Raw genomic sequence first — 18,382 nt, forward strand, 5'->3', positions numbered from 1 at the left:
CCCGTTCTGCATTTTCACAATCCACATAGATTTCACCATTCCGGAAGCCCCATTGTGTAATGACTGCTCCATTAGAGGAATAGTAATTTCCTTTCAGCAGATTTGCTACAATGCTTTCGTGGTCAAGTTTCTCGGATTTTACCATTACAAATCCACCAAAACTATCCTGGAAAGTTCCACCGTTATGATTGTCATCGGAGGCAAAGCAGGAGATGTCGGTTCCGTGACGAAGCATGGTATCGAAGAATACGGTATCTTCCCCTTCAGCACATTCATTGACGGTATCATAGTTGTAACATTCAATTGCCCAGATGCCCTGCAGTCCGTTTACATCTTCGATATCCACACGGGACCAGACAGGGTGATTATAGGTGGTAAAACAGCCTTTTTTCTTTAAATTATCAGATAAGGTCTGTGCAGCCGCTATTCCGTTCCATTGATTTAGATAGACGCGGATCGGATAAAGCTGGTTTGTGGTAAAAGCATCTGCATCGGCAGTTTTCTGCATTTCCTTTGTGCCAAGAATACCATGGATGTGATGGGCTTTCTTAAGACAGAAGTGGAAGTTTTTATTCCGGAATGCCATAAGTTCCTGAAAAGTCATATCACAGTAACCACGGTTTAAGGTTTCCGCATCGAAAACATCTGAAAAATCGTCGGATGTAATGAGATAGGTGCTTGCTTCAAGTCCCGGAAGAATAATAAAGTCATCACGGTCTAATTCTTCTCTGAGATCGGTATAATAATCATGTTCAGAGAGACAGAGGAAGGAATATCCATGCTCTCTGTAATAGGAAGCCGACTGCGCAGGTGTCAGACGGCCATCAGAATTTACGGTGTGGGAATGAAGGTTTCCTTTAAACCAGGAACCTTCTTCGGAAAACATTTTATCACAGGCTTTCATAGTAATTATCCTCCTTAATCTTCAAGTGGCAGACAGTTCCGTTTTTCTAAAGAAAGCCAGACCTGCTGTTCATCTTTATATAAAGCAAAACTTCTGAAAAGCGTATCTACTTTAAAAGTAATTCCATTTACATCAATATGATAGTGTAAAGTATTTCCAACAGAACGGTTATTTATGATTTTTCCGGAAAGGGTATGCATGGAGTCATTTCCTTCCGGCTTTTCCGTGGAAATCTGAATGGTTTCCGGACGGATGGCAGTCATTTTATTGTCAGGAGCGGCCATCTGGAATGCCTGTAAGAATTCCTCCGGGGATAAAACATTATAATGACCGATAAAACTTGCGGCAAAGCGGGTCTTTGGCTTTGTATACAGTTCAATCGGGCTGCTGACCTGCTCGATTCTGCCATCATTCAGAAGACAGATGCGGTCAGACATACTCATGGCTTCATCCTGGTCGTGCGTAACAAAAATCGTAGTGATGTTAAGCTCCTGCTGGATGCGCCGGATTTCAATCTGCAGATTCTTACGAAGTTTGGCATCAATTGCGCTTAAAGGCTCATCCAGAAGCAGAACCTTCGGGCGGGAAATGATTGCTCTGGCTAAAGCAACACGCTGCTGCTGACCACCGGAGAGATTACCTGGATAGGCTTTCTTCTTATCGGTCAGACCAACGATATTCAGGACATCATCTATTTTGGCTTTCTGGTCAGCCTTTGGCATTTTCTGGATTGTGAGCGGGAAAGATAAATTCTCTTCCACAGTCATATTCGGGAAAAGTGAATACTGCTGGAAAACCATACCGATATTCCGGTTCTGAGCAGGTGTTTCCGTAACATCATTTCTATCCAGAACAAAGGTGCCTTTGTCAATGGTCTCAAGACCGGACAGACAGCGGAGCAGTGTAGATTTTCCGCATCCGGACGGTCCAAGCAGGCTTACAAATTCTCCCTGTTCTATATTCAGTGAAATACCTTTCAGTACTTCATTTTTATCAAAAGCTTTTTCTATATTTGAAATCTCCATGTAACTCATTTGATTCGATTCTCCTTATTTCCCTGAGGGGTATTTCTGGCTGCACATTTGTGAACGGTCAGATTGATAATCATGGTTAAAACCAGTAAAATTACGACTCCGGCACTAAACGACTGCAAATCGGTATTCCGGTTCTTATAGAGGTAAGTCTGCACCGTTTCGTATTGGGAGGAAGCAATAATCTTGATGATTGCAAAATCTCCGAACAGGGCGGAAAAGCTGATAAGTGCAGTGTTCATCAGTCCCGGAAGGACGGTCGGAACAATAATTTTTAAGAATCCGTAAAATTTGTTGGCACCAAGAATGGAAGCCGCCTCCAAAAGCGTTTTGGTATTTACTGCATACAGACTGTTGCGGATGCCCTGATAAGTCAGGGGAAGGCAGAAAATACAGTAGGTAAACATCAGCATAATAATCCGGTTGGAAAATATGGTGCCGCTTCCTGCATAGGTGGACAAAATCGAAGTTGCTAAAATAATACCGTTGATGGTAGTCGGAATAATACAACAGACCTGAATGTATTTTTCCATTTTTGGAAAATATACGATAACGGCAAAAAGCGTAAGTAAAATAATGATATTGACCAAAATAACCGGGAGGGCAGAGATGAAAATGCCCCGCAGGATACCAAGGAAAAAAGTGCTGTCCTTAAATTTATCCAGATAAAACCGGAAAGTAAGATTCTGTGGCAGGATAGAAGTCCATCTTCCTGCAAAGGAATAGATAAAAGATACAGTCAGAGGAAGGAGTAAAAATATGGCAACAATAACCTGCCAGATAACTCCGAGCATACGATTTTTCTTCATTTATTTCCTTCCTTTCTGAAAGAGTTTTTTCACCAGATTGGTGCAGGTAAGAACCAGCAGCATAATAAGCAGCATCACAATGGATAAAGCACTGCCCAGCTCCGGACGCTGGCGCACGTCACCTACAAACATATCGGTAATCTTAATCGGTAACAGCGGAACACCGTTGTTGACCAGTAAATATGGGGTAGTATAAGCAATTAATGCATTGGCAAAAAGCATATTAACAGTTCCCATAACAGATGGCATCATAATCGGAATGCCGATTTTACGCCAGAAGCGGAAAGTACTGCAATTCATAAGCAGAGCCGCTTCCTTCCATTCCTTGCGGATTTCGTGGAAAGCAGGCAGTAGCAGCAACGTTCCCATAGGAATCTGAAAGTAAAGGAAAATGATAAACATTCCCTTTAAGGAATAGAGATTATAATTGGCAAGCCAGGAAATACCGGCATTTTTTCCGATTAAAACAAATACGCCGGCGGTTCCAAGCAGCGTAACAAAGGCTAAGGTCAATGGAAGTCCGGCAAAGGTGGATGTCAGATTTAAAAGGGACTGATACCAGCGGCGGTTTCTTTTTCCGGCATTGGTTAAAGACAACGCAAGCAGGAAATCAATCACGGTTCCAAGAATGGTGGAACAGATGGCAATCCAGATACTGTTCTTAATGGCAACCAGATAACTGGTTTTGGTAAAGATTTCGACATACCAGGAAAAACCGAGTTGTCCGCTTCCGGTGGAAAAGCTTTTGGCTAACATCTGGAAGAACGGAACAAATAAAAAGAAGATAATTAAAAGGAAAAAGGGCATAAAGAAGCCCATTTTCCGCCAGTTTTTTTTGAAATTTTTCATGCTGCCACCAACTTCTACTCGCCAATCAGAGGAATGATTTCTTCTTCCCAGCGGTTTGCAATTTCAGAACATGCCTTGGTAACAGTATCGTTATCGGTCAAAGGGATAGTGTTGGTATATTCATCATCAGAAATCATTTTTGCTTTTAAGTCGTCCGGAAGAACCACATCATCACGGATTGGTCTTGCATAGCCTTTGGCACGCTCAATCTGACCTTCATCACTTAAGAGATATTCAACGGTTAAAGCTGCGGAGTAAGGATGTGGTGCATATTTATTGATAACCAGACAATAGCCGGACTGAACAGCGCCATCCTGCATAACATGGCATTCCATGTTGAGGTCCGGGTTATTGGCAGCTACAATATCGCGGTACTGTAAAGTAAGATAATCCCAGGTTACTAAAACATCGATTTCACCACGGTTTAATCGTTCCACACTGCCATCACCCACATCGATACGTCCTTCGCTGGCTAATTCTTTGAAGTAGTCAAAAGCAGGGTCAAGATTTTCAGCATCACCGCCCATGGCATAGGCGCAGGATAAAACTGCCATCTGGGAGCTGGCACCTCTTAATACATCGCCTAAAGTGATTTTGGCATCACTGTTTTTCAGGTCTTCCCAGGAAGTAATCGGTTCGGAAACATTGTTGGTATTTACCAGAGCACCCATGGTTCCAAGATAGGAAATCGTCCATTTACCATCCGGGTCCTTTGCCCAGTCCGGAATGGAATCCCAGGTAGAAGCTTTATAAGGCTGTACCACATCCATTTCAATAGCAGTCGGTCCAAAAGCCTGACCTACGTCACCGATATCTTTGGTAGGAGAATCCTTTTCACTTTCAAATAAGGATAATTCTTCGGAAGAACTCATGTCGGTATCGTCATGTACCAGACCGTAAGTATTGGAAATGCTTTCCCAACTGTCTTTCCAGTCTGCCCAGTCATCCGGCATTCCGACAGAAGAAATGGTTCCTTCTTCTTTGGCTTTCTCTTTAATCGTATCCAAGGATACGGAAGTAAGGTCTACGGATTCAGCCGATGCGCTTTTTCCACAGCCACTGAGTAAACCGGTTGAGAGAATACTGATAATTAATATAGTACTTACAAATTTCTTTTTCATAAATAACCTCCATAAAAGTTTTATCTTTTGCATAAGCACAAGTGATATTCTAAAAATGACAGGTAAAATCCATAAGGCAGTTTGGGTAAAAAATAAACCAAGATTGTAAGGACTGTGAAAAATGGGACATCTTGGGCACCGGGTAAAAAAGTAAAATCGGTTGCGAAATAGAATAAGGTATGGTATATTACTCTTTGTAACTGCGTTAATGCGCTAAAGAATAATGAATGTAAGGGAGAAATTATCATGAAAACATTGAAGAAAGCATTAGTAACTGGTTTAGTTGCCGTAATGATGGTAGTAAACCTGGCTGGCTGTGGAAAATTTGATGCAGCAGCTTATGTAGAGTCCTGTCTGGATCTTTTAACAAAAGGAGAGACAGAGCAGTACATGAAAATGACCGGCCGTAGCAAAGAGCAGGCAGAATCTGATTACGAATCTAACATCGACGCTATGATGACAGAGATGGATCAGTTCAACTTATCCGATGAGTTAAGCAACAGCTATCGTCAGCTTTTTAAAGATGTATATGCAAAAGCAAAATACACTGTAAAAGATGCTGAGAAGATGGATGACAAAGACGGATATTATGTAACTGTTGAAATTGAGCAGATGACAGGTCTTTTCAACGGAATCCAGGAAGAACTTATGACAGAGTTCACAGAGTGGGCAAATTCCTTTGATGCAGATACTTATCCAACAGAGGATGAAATGTATGAGCAGATGTATCAGATGATGTATGATCTTATGAGTGCAAGATTAGACAGTATCACATACAATGATCCACAGGAAGTTGTTGTAGAAGTGATTGGAGAAGATAACGTATACAGCATTTCTGATGGAAGCATGACAGAGCTTGATGAAGCATTATTAGATGTAGCAACAGAGTAATTAAAATCAGAAATCAATAAGAATAAGAAGAAAGCAGGTAATTGCGAAAGCAGTTATCTGCTTTTTTCTTATGGCATAATTTTATAAATGTTTTACTTGTTTTCTTTAAGGGCATTTGTTACAATCAACACAAAGCATATATTCTGATTTTCGAATGGCGAAAGCCAATCTAAATTTCTAGTATCAATTCAATGAATTCTATGCTTTTAAATTCTAATTACAATTAATGAACGCATAGTGCATTGAATAGGTGGAATTTCAGAATCAAAAATGGGATATGCTATCCTGCTTTTCTTTGCATTATGGGAAAAGGAGGAAACATGAAAACTTTAGAGGAACTGAATCTGGTGGATGACTTTCTGGTAAACAGCCTGACCAGCCACAAAATATACGGAGAACAGTCGGCGAGATACATTTTGGAGTGTATTCTGCACCGGCAGATAGGAAAGCTTACAGTAGTGCCGCAGCGATTTTTTTGTGGAGAGAATACAGAAACCCACGGCATTCGTCTGGATGTATATCTGGATGAGGAGAACGGAGAAATCTTTGATATAGAACCAGACCAGAATGACGGGAAAGAAGAGATTGTATCACTGCCCCGAAGAGTCCGTTTTTACCATGCAAAGATTGATGCAGGTAATCTGACTGCAGGGGATACCTATGGGAGCCTTCGGAATGTCATCGTAATTTTTATTACAACCTATGACCCTTTTGGACTGAATCGTATGGTGTATACTATCAAGAATCGCTGTATTGAGGTGCCGGAATTAGAGTATGAGGATGGCGCACAGACGATATTCCTGTATACAAGAGGAAGGGAAGGAAATCCACCGGAGGAATTAAAACAGCTACTGCATTACATGGAGCATTCATCCATAGAGAATGCTTCCACCGAGAGTCTGAAAAAGTTACATCAGATGGTGACAGCAGTTAAGCGGGATGGAGAGGTAGGTCTTGCATATATGAAGAGTTTTGAGAGAGAAGAGCGGATTCGGAAACAGGGCGAAGCAGAAGGAAAAGCAGAGGAAATCATACGTCTTGGTCGCCGATTTGAAAAATCCAAAGATGAGATAGTGGAATTATTAAAGGAAGAATTAGGCGTAAAAGAAGAAAATGCACTGGAAATTTTAGAAATGTATGATAAATAAAGAAGAACTACATTAAAATATTGAAAGCAGGCATATCATAGTTTTGATATACCTGCTTTTTTACATACAATTTACAAAACCATAGCTTTGTATTTTACGTTCCCCCGTTATGATAACAATTGTCACGAAGACGAGAAAAGAAAAAATAAATCATTTTGGAGGAAAGAAAATGAAAAAGAAATTATTATCCGTAATGCTGGTAGGAGCATTAGCAATCAGCGCATTAACAGGATGTGGAAGCAAAGAAACCGCATCAGATGACAGCCAGAAGACAGGCACAACAACAGAGGCAGACAGCAGCAGTGATGCAGCAGATACATCAGATTTTGATAACAGTGAAATGATTAACGTACAGTCCAGAGAAGATGGTTCCGGAACAAGAGGAGCATTTATCGAGCTGTTTGGTATCGAAGAGAAAGATGCCGATGGAAATAAAATTGATAACACAACAGAGGAAGCAAATATCACAAACAGTACAGAAGTAATGCTTACATCAGTAGCTGGTGATGAATATGCAATCGGTTATGTATCACTTGGTTCTTTAAATGATACCGTAAAGGCATTAAAGATTGACGGAGCAGAAGCAACTGCAGAAAACATCAAAGCCGGTACATACAAAATCGCAAGACCATTTAACATCGCAACGAAAGGTGATGCAACAGGACTTGCAGCAGATTTCATCAACTACATCATGAGTGATGAAGGACAGAAAGTAATCGAAGACAATGGTTATATTTCACAGGGAAGCAACGGAGCATTTACATCGGATGGTTCTACCGGAAAAATCGTAGTAGCCGGTTCTTCTTCCGTAACACCAGTAATGCAGAAATTAATTGAAGCATACAAAGCAATCAACAAAGATGCAGAAATCGAACTTCAGGAATCTGATTCTACAACAGGTATGACAGCAGCAATGGAAGGAACCTGCGATATCGGAATGGCTTCCAGAGAATTAAAAGACAGCGAAACAGAAGGCGGACTTACCGCACAGGTAATCGCAATGGATGGTATCGCAGTAGTAGTAAACAACAGCAATCCAATGGATGAGATGAGTTCAGATAATGTAAAGGATATCTTCACAGGTGCAGTAACAACCTGGGATGAAGTTGCAAAATAAATCTGCAAGTAGGATAAGGTAAGAACAGTATGAATAATTTCAAAGAAAAAGCAATGAAAATAGTATTCTTACTCACAGCCAGTTTCTCCATACTGGCTGTTGCCTTAATCTGCGTTTTCCTTTTTGCAAATGGAATACCGGCAATCAAAGAAATCGGATTGCCGGACTTTCTGCTAGGTACAAAATGGAAACCGGGAAATAACCTCTATGGAATCTTCCCAATGATTTTAGGCAGTATCTATGTAACCGCCGGAGCAATTGTGGTGGGAGTACCAATTGGGATCTTAATGGCAATCTTTATGGCAAGATTTTGCCCGAAGAAGCTTCACAGCTTCTTAAAGCCGATGGTAGACCTGTTAGCAGGAATCCCGTCCATCGTATATGGATTCTTTGGTCTGGTAGTCATAGTACCATTTGTAAGAGAACATTTTAAAGGAAACGGAAACAGTATATTTACCGCATCGATCCTTCTTGGAATCATGATACTTCCAACCATAATCAGTGTATCGGAAGCTGCCATTCGTGCAGTACCGGAGCATTATTATGAAGGAGCACTGGCACTTGGCGCAACCCATGAGCGGAGTGTTTTTAAGACTGTGGTTCCGGCAGCAAAATCGGGAATTATGGCAGCAGTTATCTTAGGAATCGGCCGTGCCATTGGTGAGACCATGGCGGTTATGATGGTAGTAGGTAACCAGGCGCGTATTCCGAACAGTATATTTAAGGGTGTACGTACCCTGACAACAAATATCGTAATTGAAATGGGTTATGCAACGGACCTACACCGTGAGGCATTGATTGCAACCGGCGTTGTACTGTTTGTATTTATCCTTATTATCAATCTGGTATTTTCAATTGTAAAAGGAAAGGCGGATAAAGAATAATGACAAAATTCAAAGATAAAATGAATTCTTATAAAAAGCATCCGGGTTCCTTCCTTTTATTTCTGCTGGTAGTAGCAGCGGCAATTATAACAGTAGCAGTATTACTTTATCTGGTGGCGTACATATTGATTCACGGTGTGCCATATTTAAAACCAGGTCTTTTCGCACTGGAATATAATTCGGATAACGTATCCATGCTTCCAGCAATGATAAATACACTGGAAATGACGCTGTTTTCCCTGCTTTTTGCAGTACCGCTTGGAATCGGAGCCGCAGTTTATCTGGTGGAATATGCACCGAAGGGAAGTAAACTGGTTAAAGTAGTCAGAATTACGGCAGAGACCTTAACGGGTATCCCTTCTATTATTTACGGTCTGTTTGGTATGTTATTTTTCGTAACTTATCTGCACTGGGGTTATTCCATGTTAGCCGGTGCGGCAACTCTTGCCATTATGGTATTGCCGGTTATCATGCGAACTACGGAAGAAGCATTGCTCTGTGTGCCGGATACCTACCGGGAAGGAAGTTTTGGATTGGGAGCAGGAAGACTTCGTACGGTATTCCGTATCGTTCTTCCATCTGCAATGCCGGGAATCTTATCCGGAATCATCCTGGCAGTAGGGCGAATTGTAGGAGAGACCGCAGCACTGATTTATACTGCAGGAACGGTAGCAGACCTTGCACCGAACCTGATGGCATCCGGACGAACTTTGGCCGTTCATATGTATTCACTTTCCAGAGAGGGCTTACATACCAATGAAGCTTATGCAACCGGCGTAGTCCTTCTGGTCATTGTATTACTGATAAATGGTGTATCAACTTTGATAGCCGGGAAATTCACGAAAGGAGATGGAGAAGTAAAATGAGTGAGCAGGCAAAATTTTCTGTCAAAGGACTTGACTTATATTACGGAGATTTCCACGCATTAAAAGATGTGAATCTTGATATCAATGCAAAAGAGATAACTGCATTTATCGGACCATCCGGTTGTGGAAAGTCTACATTTTTAAAAACATTAAACAGAATGAATGATTTGGTAGAGGGATGTAAGATTACCGGAGATGTAAGGTTAGACGGTGAAAATATATACAGCGGCATGGATGTCAGCCAGCTTAGAAAACGTGTGGGAATGGTATTCCAGAAGCCAAATCCATTTCCGATGAGCATCTATGACAACATTGCATATGGTCCGAGAACCCACGGTATCCACAACAAAGCCAAATTAAATGAAATCGTGGAGACATCTCTGCGTCAGGCAGCTATCTGGGATGAAGTAAAAGACCGTCTGAATAAGAGTGCACTGGGCATGTCCGGTGGACAGCAGCAAAGACTTTGTATTGCAAGAGCGCTGGCAGTACAGCCGGAAGTAATCCTGATGGATGAGCCGACTTCGGCACTGGACCCGATTTCTACTTCCAAAATTGAGGATCTGGTAATCGAATTAAAAAAAGATTATACCATTATTATGGTAACTCATAATATGCAGCAGGCAACCCGTGTATCGGATAAAACAGTATTTTTCTTATTGGGAGAGATAATCGAGAGTGGAGATACCGAAAAATTATTCTCCGTTCCAACAGACAAACGGACAGAAGATTATATTACAGGGAGGTTCGGTTAAATGCGTAATCGTTTTGACAGACAGCTAGAACAGTTAAACAATGAATTGATCCAGATGGGAAGCATGATAGAGCATGCCATTGAAATGGCAGTTTCTGCTTTGGTAAACCAGGATACGGAAAAAGCCAAAGAAGCAATGGCATATGATGTGGAAATCGACCATCAGGAGCGTGATATTGAATCCTTATGCATGAAGCTTTTATTGCAGCAGCAGCCGGTTGCAAGAGATTTGCGCCTGATTTCTGCAGCATTAAAAATGATTACCGATATGGAGCGGATTGGCGACCATGCCGGTGATATTTCCGAGATGACACTGCTGATGTCTGATGAACCGTATATCATCAGCCCGGAAGAGATTCAGGGTATGGCAAAGGAAACCACAGACATGGTTATCAAGAGCATTGATGCCTTTGTAAAACGCGATATGGAGCTGGCAAAGAAAGTAATCGCACAGGATGATGTTGTGGATGACCTTTTCATGAAAGTAAAACAGGATTTAATCCAGATGATCAATAAAAGCGCAGAAAATGGCGAGCAGGCAGCAGATATCCTTATGGTAGCCAAATATTTTGAACGTATCGGCGACCATGCTACCAATATTGCGGAGTGGGTCATCTATTCCATTACGGGAAGCCATATTGACTAAAAATTCTTAGACAAAAGAGAAAAAATAAGTACATTTTTTACACTGCTTATACATAATTCTTACAAACTGATAAAATATCCTTGCAAAAAGTCTCTAAAGTGTATATGGTGTATATGTAAGACGAAAAATATGTAAAAAATTGAAAAGTCTATGCATATACGATGCATAAGGAGGACAAAATGGATATTTTTGGAATACTGACACTGATTGGAGGATTGGCCCTGTTCCTGTATGGAATGGATGTTATGGGAGCTGGGCTGGAGAAAGTATCAGGAGGCAAGTTAGAGAGGATACTGGAGAAATTAACTTCCAATCCGCTCAAAGGAGTGCTGTTAGGAGCCGGAGTAACTGCTGTTATTCAGTCATCTTCAGCAACTACCGTAATGGTAGTTGGTTTTGTAAACTCCGGAATTATGAAACTTTCCCAGGCAATTGGTATTATCATGGGTGCCAATATCGGTACAACGGTAACATCCTGGCTCTTAAGTCTGACCGGAATAGATAGTGGAAATGTATGGATTAATCTCTTAAAACCATCTTCTTTTACACCGGTTCTTGCGATGATAGGTATTGTTTTAATGATGACCGGAAAGAAAAGCAAGAAAGCTGATGTAGGGGAGATTTTATTAGGCTTTGCAGTATTGATGACCGGAATGGAAAGTATGAGCGGAGCAGTAAAACCGTTGGCTGATGTTCCTGAATTTACCAATATACTGACTATGTTCCATAATCCAATTTTAGGAATTCTGGTAGGAGCACTTCTGACAGCGGTGATTCAGAGCTCGTCCGCATCTGTAGGTATACTGCAGGCACTGTCTGTAACAGGAGCATTTACTTATGGCTCAGTTATTCCGATTATTTTAGGACAGAATATCGGAACCTGTGTTACAGCTATGATTTCTTCTGTTGGAGCAAACCGGAATGCAAAGCGTACTGCTTTTGTGCATCTGTATTTTAATATTATTGGTACCGTATTGTTCCTGACATTATATAGTATTTTGAATGCAGTTATTCATTTCCCGTTTGCAAATGATACAGTTGGTGTAGCAGGAATTGCACTGATTCACAGTATCTTTAATATATTTGCAACTGTAGTTTTATTCCCGTTTACAAAGGGACTGGAGAAGTTGGCATATCTGACACTTCCGATTACCGAAGAGGAAAAGAGCAAGAAAGAGGTACAGGAGTTCCCGTTATTAGACGACCGTTTCCTTGCAACACCATCTTTTGCCATTGAGCAGTGCCACAGCATGTCCATTGAGATGGCAAACCTTTCCAAGGATTCCTTCTTAGAAGCAATCGGACTTTTGGAGAATTATACACAGGAAGTAGCGGACGACATTATTGCAAAGGAAAATCTTGTAGATAAATACGAGGACAAGCTGAGGGCTTATCTGACGAAATTAAGCAGTCAGAATCTGACTTATGCAGACAGCCAGAATGTATCTACGCTGTTACATTGTATTACAGATTTTGAGCGTATTTCGGACCATGCAGCGAATATCGTAGATTCCATTATCGAGATGACAAAGAAGGAGCTGGTTTTCTCTAAGAAAGCAGAGGAAGAAATGCATGTATTTGGAAAAGCAGTAGAAGACATTCTCTGCCGTACCATGACTGCATACACTGCCGATGATGAAGAACTGGCTAAGACCGTAGAACCGTTAGAGCAGGTTATTGATGAATTAAATAAAGCAATTAAGAAACGACATATCAAACGTCTCCGGAAAGGAAAATGTTCTATCGAGTTAGGACTGGTGCTGGCAGATATCGTTACCAACTATGAGCGTGTATCCGACCATTGTTCCAATATTGCAGTCTGCCTGATCCAGGAACAGGATAAAGAGGTAGAAGAGCATGACCTGACGGCACATATGGATGAAGAAGACAACAGAAAATTTGCAGAGCAGATAAAAGAATATACAGAAAAATACGCTTTGCCGGAAAAATAAAAAAGCCGGGAGGAAAATGCAATGGCACTTATTTATATCGTAGAAGATGATATAAACATACGGGAAATCGAACGTTATGCACTAAAAAACAGTGGTTTTGAAGTAGAGGAATTTGATAACGGAAAAGATTTCTTCCAGAGAGTGTCAGAGCAGGCACCATCCCTGATGCTGTTAGATATTATGCTGCCGGGAGAGGATGGACTGGAAATTTTAGGCCGTGTCCGGAAAAATCCGGCAACAGAAAAGACTCCTGTGATTATGGTAACGGCAAAGACCACAGAGATTGATAAAGTCCGTGGACTGGATATGGGTGCTGATGATTATATCAGTAAGCCTTTTGGCGTTATGGAGCTGATTTCCAGAGTGAAAGCATTACTCCGCCGCACCGAAAAGGAAGATGATGGTGATACATTAGCCTGTGGAAGCATAGAGATTGATAATAAGCGTCACAGCGTAACCGTTCAGGGAGAAACCTGTGAGCTTACTTTTAAAGAATTTGAACTATTAAAATACCTTATGATAAACCAGGGCATTGTATTATCCCGTGACAAGCTGATGAATCAGGTCTGGGGATTTGAATACGAAGGAGAAAGCCGTACTGTAGATATGCACATAAAGACGCTCCGGCATAAGCTTGGCGATGGCGGGCAACAGATTAAAACCGTCCGTAATGTGGGCTATGTGATGGAGCCGTAGGAGCATTCATGAAGAAAAAAATAAATATACGATTTATTATGATAGCAGCGCTTGCCATTGTGGTCACAGCGCTGTCTGCTATGTTAGTGTATTATAATATTTTAAAAGAGCAGGTATTTGGAGATTTGAAAGCCTACGCCCATGTGATAGAGCTTTTGAATATAGATGACCTTGCAGCAGGAATAGAAAAAGACCCGTATAATCCCATCGATGATGACCTTCGAATCACATTGATTGGAGCAGAAGGGGAAGTATTATATGAAAGTCTGTTAAATAAGGATGAGATGGACAATCATAATGAACGCCCGGAAATTATTGAAGCAAGGGAAAAAGGCGAAGGCGAAGCCATCCGTTACTCGGCCACTTCCGGAACCCATACCTTTTACTATGCGGAGCGTTTACAGAATGGAAATGTGCTTCGAATCGGAAGGGATTCCGTCAGTGTAAACCGTATTATGGTAAATACTTTAGTGATTGTACTGGTAATTGCACTTTGTATCCTCTTTGTCTGTATGGGAATTTCCCATTATCTGACGAAGAAGCTGGTAGAGCCTATCGAGAAGCTGGCAACGAATATTATGCTGGTGGATGAAAATAATGTATATGAAGAAATCCGGCCTTTTGTGAATACTATTAAGGAGCAGCACGTCAATATTATCAATAATGCGCAGCTTCGCCAGGAATTTACCGCGAACGTATCCCATGAATTAAAGACACCGCTGACGGCAATTTCCGGTTATGCGGAGTTAATCGGAAACGGAATGACCGGTAAAGAGGATACCATCCGTTTCTCTAATGAGATACATTCCAATGCCAACCGGCTGTTAAGCCTGATTAATGATATTATAAAGCTTTCCGAACTGGATGAAGCAGACCACCAGATGGAAATGGAAAGAATCGACCTTTATAAACTGGCAGAGAACTGTGTGCAGATGATGCAGGTGACAGCAGAGAAGCAGGGAATCAGGCTGACGTTGCAGGGAGAAAGCACCATGGCCATGGCAAACAAGGGACTGATGGATGAAGTCTTTTATAATCTTTGCAGCAATGCCATCCGCTATAATAAGCCAGGCGGAAGTGTCACAGTAACGGTAGGAACAAAGGATGAGCGTCCGTTCTTAAGTGTAGCGGATACCGGAATCGGAATTCCAAAGGAATGCCAGGAACGTGTATTTGAGCGGTTTTACCGGGTAGATAAGAGCCGTTCGAAATCCACCGGCGGAACAGGACTTGGACTTGCCATTGTAAAGCACATTGTGGCACAGCATAATGCTGCCCTTCACTTAGACAGTGAGCTGGATGAGGGAACCACCATAGAAATTGTATTTTAGGAAGAACAAGAATGGAAAGAATTGACATAAATTATCATTTGGCGTATATTTGAATAACAATCCGTGAGGGAGTAGTTCGCGTGAATACGTGATTTGTCAACAACCTCGGTCTGATGAAGGCCTGGCAAATCTTAATGAATGAGACTCATGTATGCAGCACAGGATGACTGCATACATGCAGTCTCATTTTAAATATACTATCGGAGGAAATTGTGTTTATGGTAATGTTCTTTACACTCTTACTGATGGGAGTAGGTCTTTCGATGGATGCTTTTGCAGTGTCTATTTGTAAGGGACTTTCCATGCGGAAGGTAAACAAAAAGCAATGTCTTGTAATTGGCTTATTCTTCGGAGGATTCCAGGCACTGATGCCATTTATTGGCTGGGTACTGGGAAGCCAGTTTGAACAGTATATTACAAGCATTGACCACTGGATTGCATTTATCCTGTTAGGATTTATCGGTGGAAAAATGGTAGTGGAAGCAATCCGGGAAAAGGATGAAGCAGTAGAAGTCGGGAAAATGGACCCGCCACTGGATTTCAAAGAGATGTTTATTCTGGCAATCGCAACCAGCATTGATGCCCTTGCCGTTGGAATCACATTTGCATTTCTGCAGGTGCCAATCGTTGAGGCAGTTTCCATCATCGGAATTACGACCTTTGTGATTTCTGTCATTGGTGTGTATGTAGGAAACTTCTTTGGAAACAGATATAAGAAGAAGGCGGAATTGGCTGGCGGTATAATTCTTATCTTAATCGGACTTAAGATTTTGCTGGAGCATCTTGGAATTTTGGCATTTTAAAAGAAGGAGGAATATAATATGACAACAATCTGGACATATGTATTACTGGTAGTTGGTTTTGTACTGTTAATTAAAGGAGCAGATTTCTTTGTAGAAGGAAGCTCGGGAATTGCAAAGAAATTAAAGGTGCCATCGTTGATTATCGGACTTACGATAGTGGCAATGGGAACATCCCTGCCGGAATGTGCCGTCAGTGTGGCAGCATCTATTTCCGGAAACAATGCCCTGGCAGTCAGTAATGTAGTTGGCTCAAATATCTTTAACCTGATGGTGGTTTGTGGTTTCTGTGCCGTAATTACACCACTTGCAGTAGGAAAAAGGACCTTAAAGCAGGAATTTCCGTTTTCTGTGCTTATGGCAGCCCTGCTTTTAGTGCTGGGTTACATTGGAATGAGCGTTGGCAGAATAGATGGTGTGATTTTATTGATTTTCTTTGCTCTCTTCATGTTCTGGATGGTGCGTTCTGCATTAAAGGCAAGAACAGCAGGAATTACAACAGATGCTTCTGAAGAAGCAGATGAGATTGAACGTGCAAAGCCAATCCCGGTATGGCTCTGTCTTGTATACATTGTAGGTGGAGCAGCAGCCATTGCATTTGGTGGCGACATGGTAGTAGACAGTGCGTCTGCTATTGCAGCAGCATTCGGGTTGAGCCAGAATTTAATCGGGCTTACGATAGTAGCAATGGGAACGTCATTACCGGAGCTGGTAACCTCTATTGTGGCAGCCCGTAAAAATGAAGTAGATATGGCTTTGGGAAATGTCATTGGTTCTAATATTTTCAATATCCTTTTTGTTCTTGGTATTGCCGCTGCCATAAGTCCGGTCGCCTTTATCATGGAAAATGTGATTGATATTGTAATCTTAATTGCAATGAGCATAATGGTACTGCTGTTTGCCTGGAGCAGGCAGAAAATAAACCGCATTGAAGGAGCAATTATGCTGCTTTCCTATGCGGGATATATGGTCTATATCTGTATGAGATAATATATTTGATAAGAAATAAGAAGCCCGTTTTTGCGGGCTTCTTATTGTGTTATGCGCGCAGCAAAAATGTCTGTAAGAAGCTGCCGGTGGCAGATTCTGCAGGATGCTGACTAATTTTCCGATTCTTCTAACTGGGAAAGTACATTGTTAAGCTGGAAGGTGGAGCTGTCTATCAGGTCCGGAATGGAACCTAGGTATTCCAGATGAAAGCCGGCATAGCGGAAGAAATAGGTTGTTCTTAATCCATCATCCGGGATGGCAAGCTCGATATATTCATCTGTTGTATCAAGGTCAATGAGATAATATTCATTTGTTATATCGGAGGCAGCACTGCGGGACAGTGTAAAGTTGCCATTATAAAGCATTTCAGAATAATCTGTTCCATCTACCGTCAGGGTAGAAGAAAGCATTCCCGTTTCTTCGTTGTAAGTGGTGTCATAGTAGACGGCATCCATTTCTCCGTTTCCATCCATATCTGCAGAAACAGCAGACCCCATTAAAGCGTTCAGCTGAAAATTACCGGTGTAATGATATTCAGCCTTCAGAGCATTCAGCTGCTGATAAGGAACGGAAAATAAAAGTGTATCGGAATAAGACGGTGTAATAGCACCATGATTGGCGATAAAGGTAATACCGCCTTTGGTAAAATACCAGTTGCCATCCCTTAGTACATGTTCTAAAAGGTTCGAAGATACATCGGAGCCGTCATGTTTGGCAAGCTGGCTGATTTTGCTGTAGTTCGGTAACAAAAGCTGCTGGTTAATAAAAGAAAGTGCACTGTTTATCAGGGCATTGGAATCTGTAGCAATATCAGAAAGAGTAAGTGTTTCACCATTTTCCAGATCATAATTAAACCCACCATAAGCAGCACTGTGGGTCTCCTCACTGGTAAATTCTTTTCTGCTACTCTCAAAAGAGATAATCCGGCTGTCCTGTCTGGTACAGGAAAAATCCTCATCTAAGTGATAGGCGGAAAAGGAATCCGGTGACTCAGCAAAAGAAATTCTTGCGGAAAGCAGACTTTCTAATCGGGCATCCTGGAAAGCATCCAGTTCTTCGTTTAAAGATTGTGTAATGGTTTTGGAAATCTTCGGATGACCGTCTATGGTCACCGTTGGTTTCTGATAGGAGGTATATAATAAAACAGTAGATAAATCATCGGCATGATAAGTCTCTGTTTTGGAGTTAAATGTTATTGTTACCGGGTCATTCCGGGACTGTTCTGTTGATTCTTCTGTAGCGTCCGGCTGTTCACTGCCGGAATCCGTCTGTACAGAAGACTGTTTCTTCCCACCACATCCGCAAAAGACCAGGGTGGCAATACAAATCAGGGCAATAAATCTTTGCTTCATAGATATCTCCTTGTGGTTCGCATTCGTACCTAGAGTATAGCACATTTTATCTGGAAAAATCTTTAAAAAAGAATGAAGTTTTCCGGGGAAAGCGTTAGGGGGTGAAAGAAGCGTAATGTCCGTGCTGTTCAGTGAGTCCGAATGCAACATAAGGGCGGCAAGGGGCACTAAGAATTTCGAATAAAATTAGTCTGTTTCGGCAACCGGCGCAAATTCACATCCATGTTCATCTGCGCCTCGG

At 41.6% G+C, this 18,382-nt stretch carries 18 protein-coding genes; 12 read left to right on the top strand and 6 right to left on the bottom strand.

Annotated features, from left to right (window positions below):
• The 5 genes from OCV43_RS06650 to OCV43_RS06670 all read right to left on the bottom strand — a co-directional run.
• The coding region (locus OCV43_RS06650) for a PHP domain-containing protein (protein ID WP_262623685.1) at positions 1-904 on the bottom strand (904 nt) is incomplete at its 3' end.
• 14 nt (positions 905-918) lie between these two features.
• The gene (locus OCV43_RS06655) at positions 919-1,938 is read right to left on the bottom strand and encodes an ABC transporter ATP-binding protein (RefSeq protein ID WP_262623686.1); all 1,020 of its coding nucleotides are present in this window, start codon (positions 1,936-1,938) and stop codon (positions 919-921) included.
• The gene (locus OCV43_RS06660) at positions 1,935-2,744 is read right to left on the bottom strand and encodes an ABC transporter permease (protein ID WP_022244263.1); all 810 of its coding nucleotides are present in this window, start codon (positions 2,742-2,744) and stop codon (positions 1,935-1,937) included. Before OCV43_RS06660 ends, OCV43_RS06655 begins: the two co-directional genes overlap by 4 nt.
• Positions 2,745-3,593 (bottom strand): ABC transporter permease, encoded by an 849-nt coding sequence (locus tag OCV43_RS06665; RefSeq protein WP_022244262.1) that lies wholly within the window; start codon positions 3,591-3,593, stop codon positions 2,745-2,747.
• A gap of 14 nt (positions 3,594-3,607) precedes the next feature.
• A complete protein-coding gene (locus tag OCV43_RS06670) occupies positions 3,608-4,714 on the bottom strand; it encodes an ABC transporter substrate-binding protein (protein WP_022244261.1) in 1,107 nt (368 codons plus the stop codon).
• A 246-nt stretch (positions 4,715-4,960) separates the two neighbouring features.
• Between OCV43_RS06670 and OCV43_RS06675 the strand changes: the two genes are divergently transcribed.
• From OCV43_RS06675 to OCV43_RS06730, 12 genes are all read left to right on the top strand, one after another.
• Positions 4,961-5,605, top strand: coding sequence for a hypothetical protein (locus tag OCV43_RS06675; protein WP_022244260.1), 645 nt, complete (start codon positions 4,961-4,963; stop codon positions 5,603-5,605).
• A gap of 320 nt (positions 5,606-5,925) precedes the next feature.
• Positions 5,926-6,753, top strand: a complete 828-nt coding sequence (locus OCV43_RS06680) for an Rpn family recombination-promoting nuclease/putative transposase (protein WP_022244259.1) — start codon at positions 5,926-5,928, stop codon at positions 6,751-6,753.
• A gap of 169 nt (positions 6,754-6,922) precedes the next feature.
• Positions 6,923-7,870, top strand: coding sequence for a substrate-binding domain-containing protein (locus OCV43_RS06685; protein WP_022244258.1), 948 nt, complete (start codon positions 6,923-6,925; stop codon positions 7,868-7,870).
• A 29-nt stretch (positions 7,871-7,899) separates the two neighbouring features.
• The gene (gene pstC / locus OCV43_RS06690) at positions 7,900-8,754 is read left to right on the top strand and encodes a phosphate ABC transporter permease subunit PstC (RefSeq protein WP_117697926.1); all 855 of its coding nucleotides are present in this window, start codon (positions 7,900-7,902) and stop codon (positions 8,752-8,754) included.
• A complete protein-coding gene (pstA, locus tag OCV43_RS06695) occupies positions 8,754-9,620 on the top strand; it encodes a phosphate ABC transporter permease PstA (protein ID WP_262623687.1) in 867 nt (288 codons plus the stop codon). The genes pstC and pstA overlap by 1 nt, the downstream gene beginning before the upstream one ends.
• The gene (gene pstB, locus OCV43_RS06700) at positions 9,617-10,375 is read left to right on the top strand and encodes a phosphate ABC transporter ATP-binding protein PstB (protein ID WP_117697924.1); all 759 of its coding nucleotides are present in this window, start codon (positions 9,617-9,619) and stop codon (positions 10,373-10,375) included. The genes pstA and pstB overlap by 4 nt, the downstream gene beginning before the upstream one ends.
• Positions 10,376-11,020, top strand: coding sequence for a phosphate signaling complex protein PhoU (phoU, locus tag OCV43_RS06705; protein WP_022244254.1), 645 nt, complete (start codon positions 10,376-10,378; stop codon positions 11,018-11,020).
• A gap of 179 nt (positions 11,021-11,199) precedes the next feature.
• Positions 11,200-12,972 (top strand): Na/Pi cotransporter family protein, encoded by a 1,773-nt coding sequence (locus OCV43_RS06710; RefSeq protein ID WP_022244253.1) that lies wholly within the window; start codon positions 11,200-11,202, stop codon positions 12,970-12,972.
• 21 nt (positions 12,973-12,993) lie between these two features.
• Positions 12,994-13,668, top strand: a complete 675-nt coding sequence (locus OCV43_RS06715) for a response regulator transcription factor (RefSeq protein ID WP_022244252.1) — start codon at positions 12,994-12,996, stop codon at positions 13,666-13,668.
• A gap of 8 nt (positions 13,669-13,676) precedes the next feature.
• Positions 13,677-14,999 (top strand): sensor histidine kinase, encoded by a 1,323-nt coding sequence (locus OCV43_RS06720; protein WP_118541155.1) that lies wholly within the window; start codon positions 13,677-13,679, stop codon positions 14,997-14,999.
• A 218-nt stretch (positions 15,000-15,217) separates the two neighbouring features.
• Complete coding sequence (locus OCV43_RS06725; protein WP_022244250.1) at positions 15,218-15,802, top strand: manganese efflux pump MntP; 585 nt, start codon at positions 15,218-15,220, stop codon at positions 15,800-15,802.
• 18 nt (positions 15,803-15,820) lie between these two features.
• The gene (locus OCV43_RS06730; protein ID WP_022244249.1) at positions 15,821-16,789 is read left to right on the top strand and encodes a calcium/sodium antiporter; all 969 of its coding nucleotides are present in this window, start codon (positions 15,821-15,823) and stop codon (positions 16,787-16,789) included.
• A gap of 110 nt (positions 16,790-16,899) precedes the next feature.
• Here the strand turns inward: OCV43_RS06730 and OCV43_RS06735 are convergent, their stop codons facing one another.
• Positions 16,900-18,141: a hypothetical protein gene (locus OCV43_RS06735; protein WP_262623688.1), complete on the bottom strand. Its 1,242-nt coding sequence runs from the start codon at positions 18,139-18,141 to the stop codon at positions 16,900-16,902.
• Positions 18,142-18,382 lie beyond the last annotated feature (241 nt).

This window comes from Roseburia amylophila (assembly GCF_025567465.1).
Lineage (GTDB): Bacteria > Bacillota > Clostridia > Lachnospirales > Lachnospiraceae > Roseburia_C > Roseburia_C amylophila.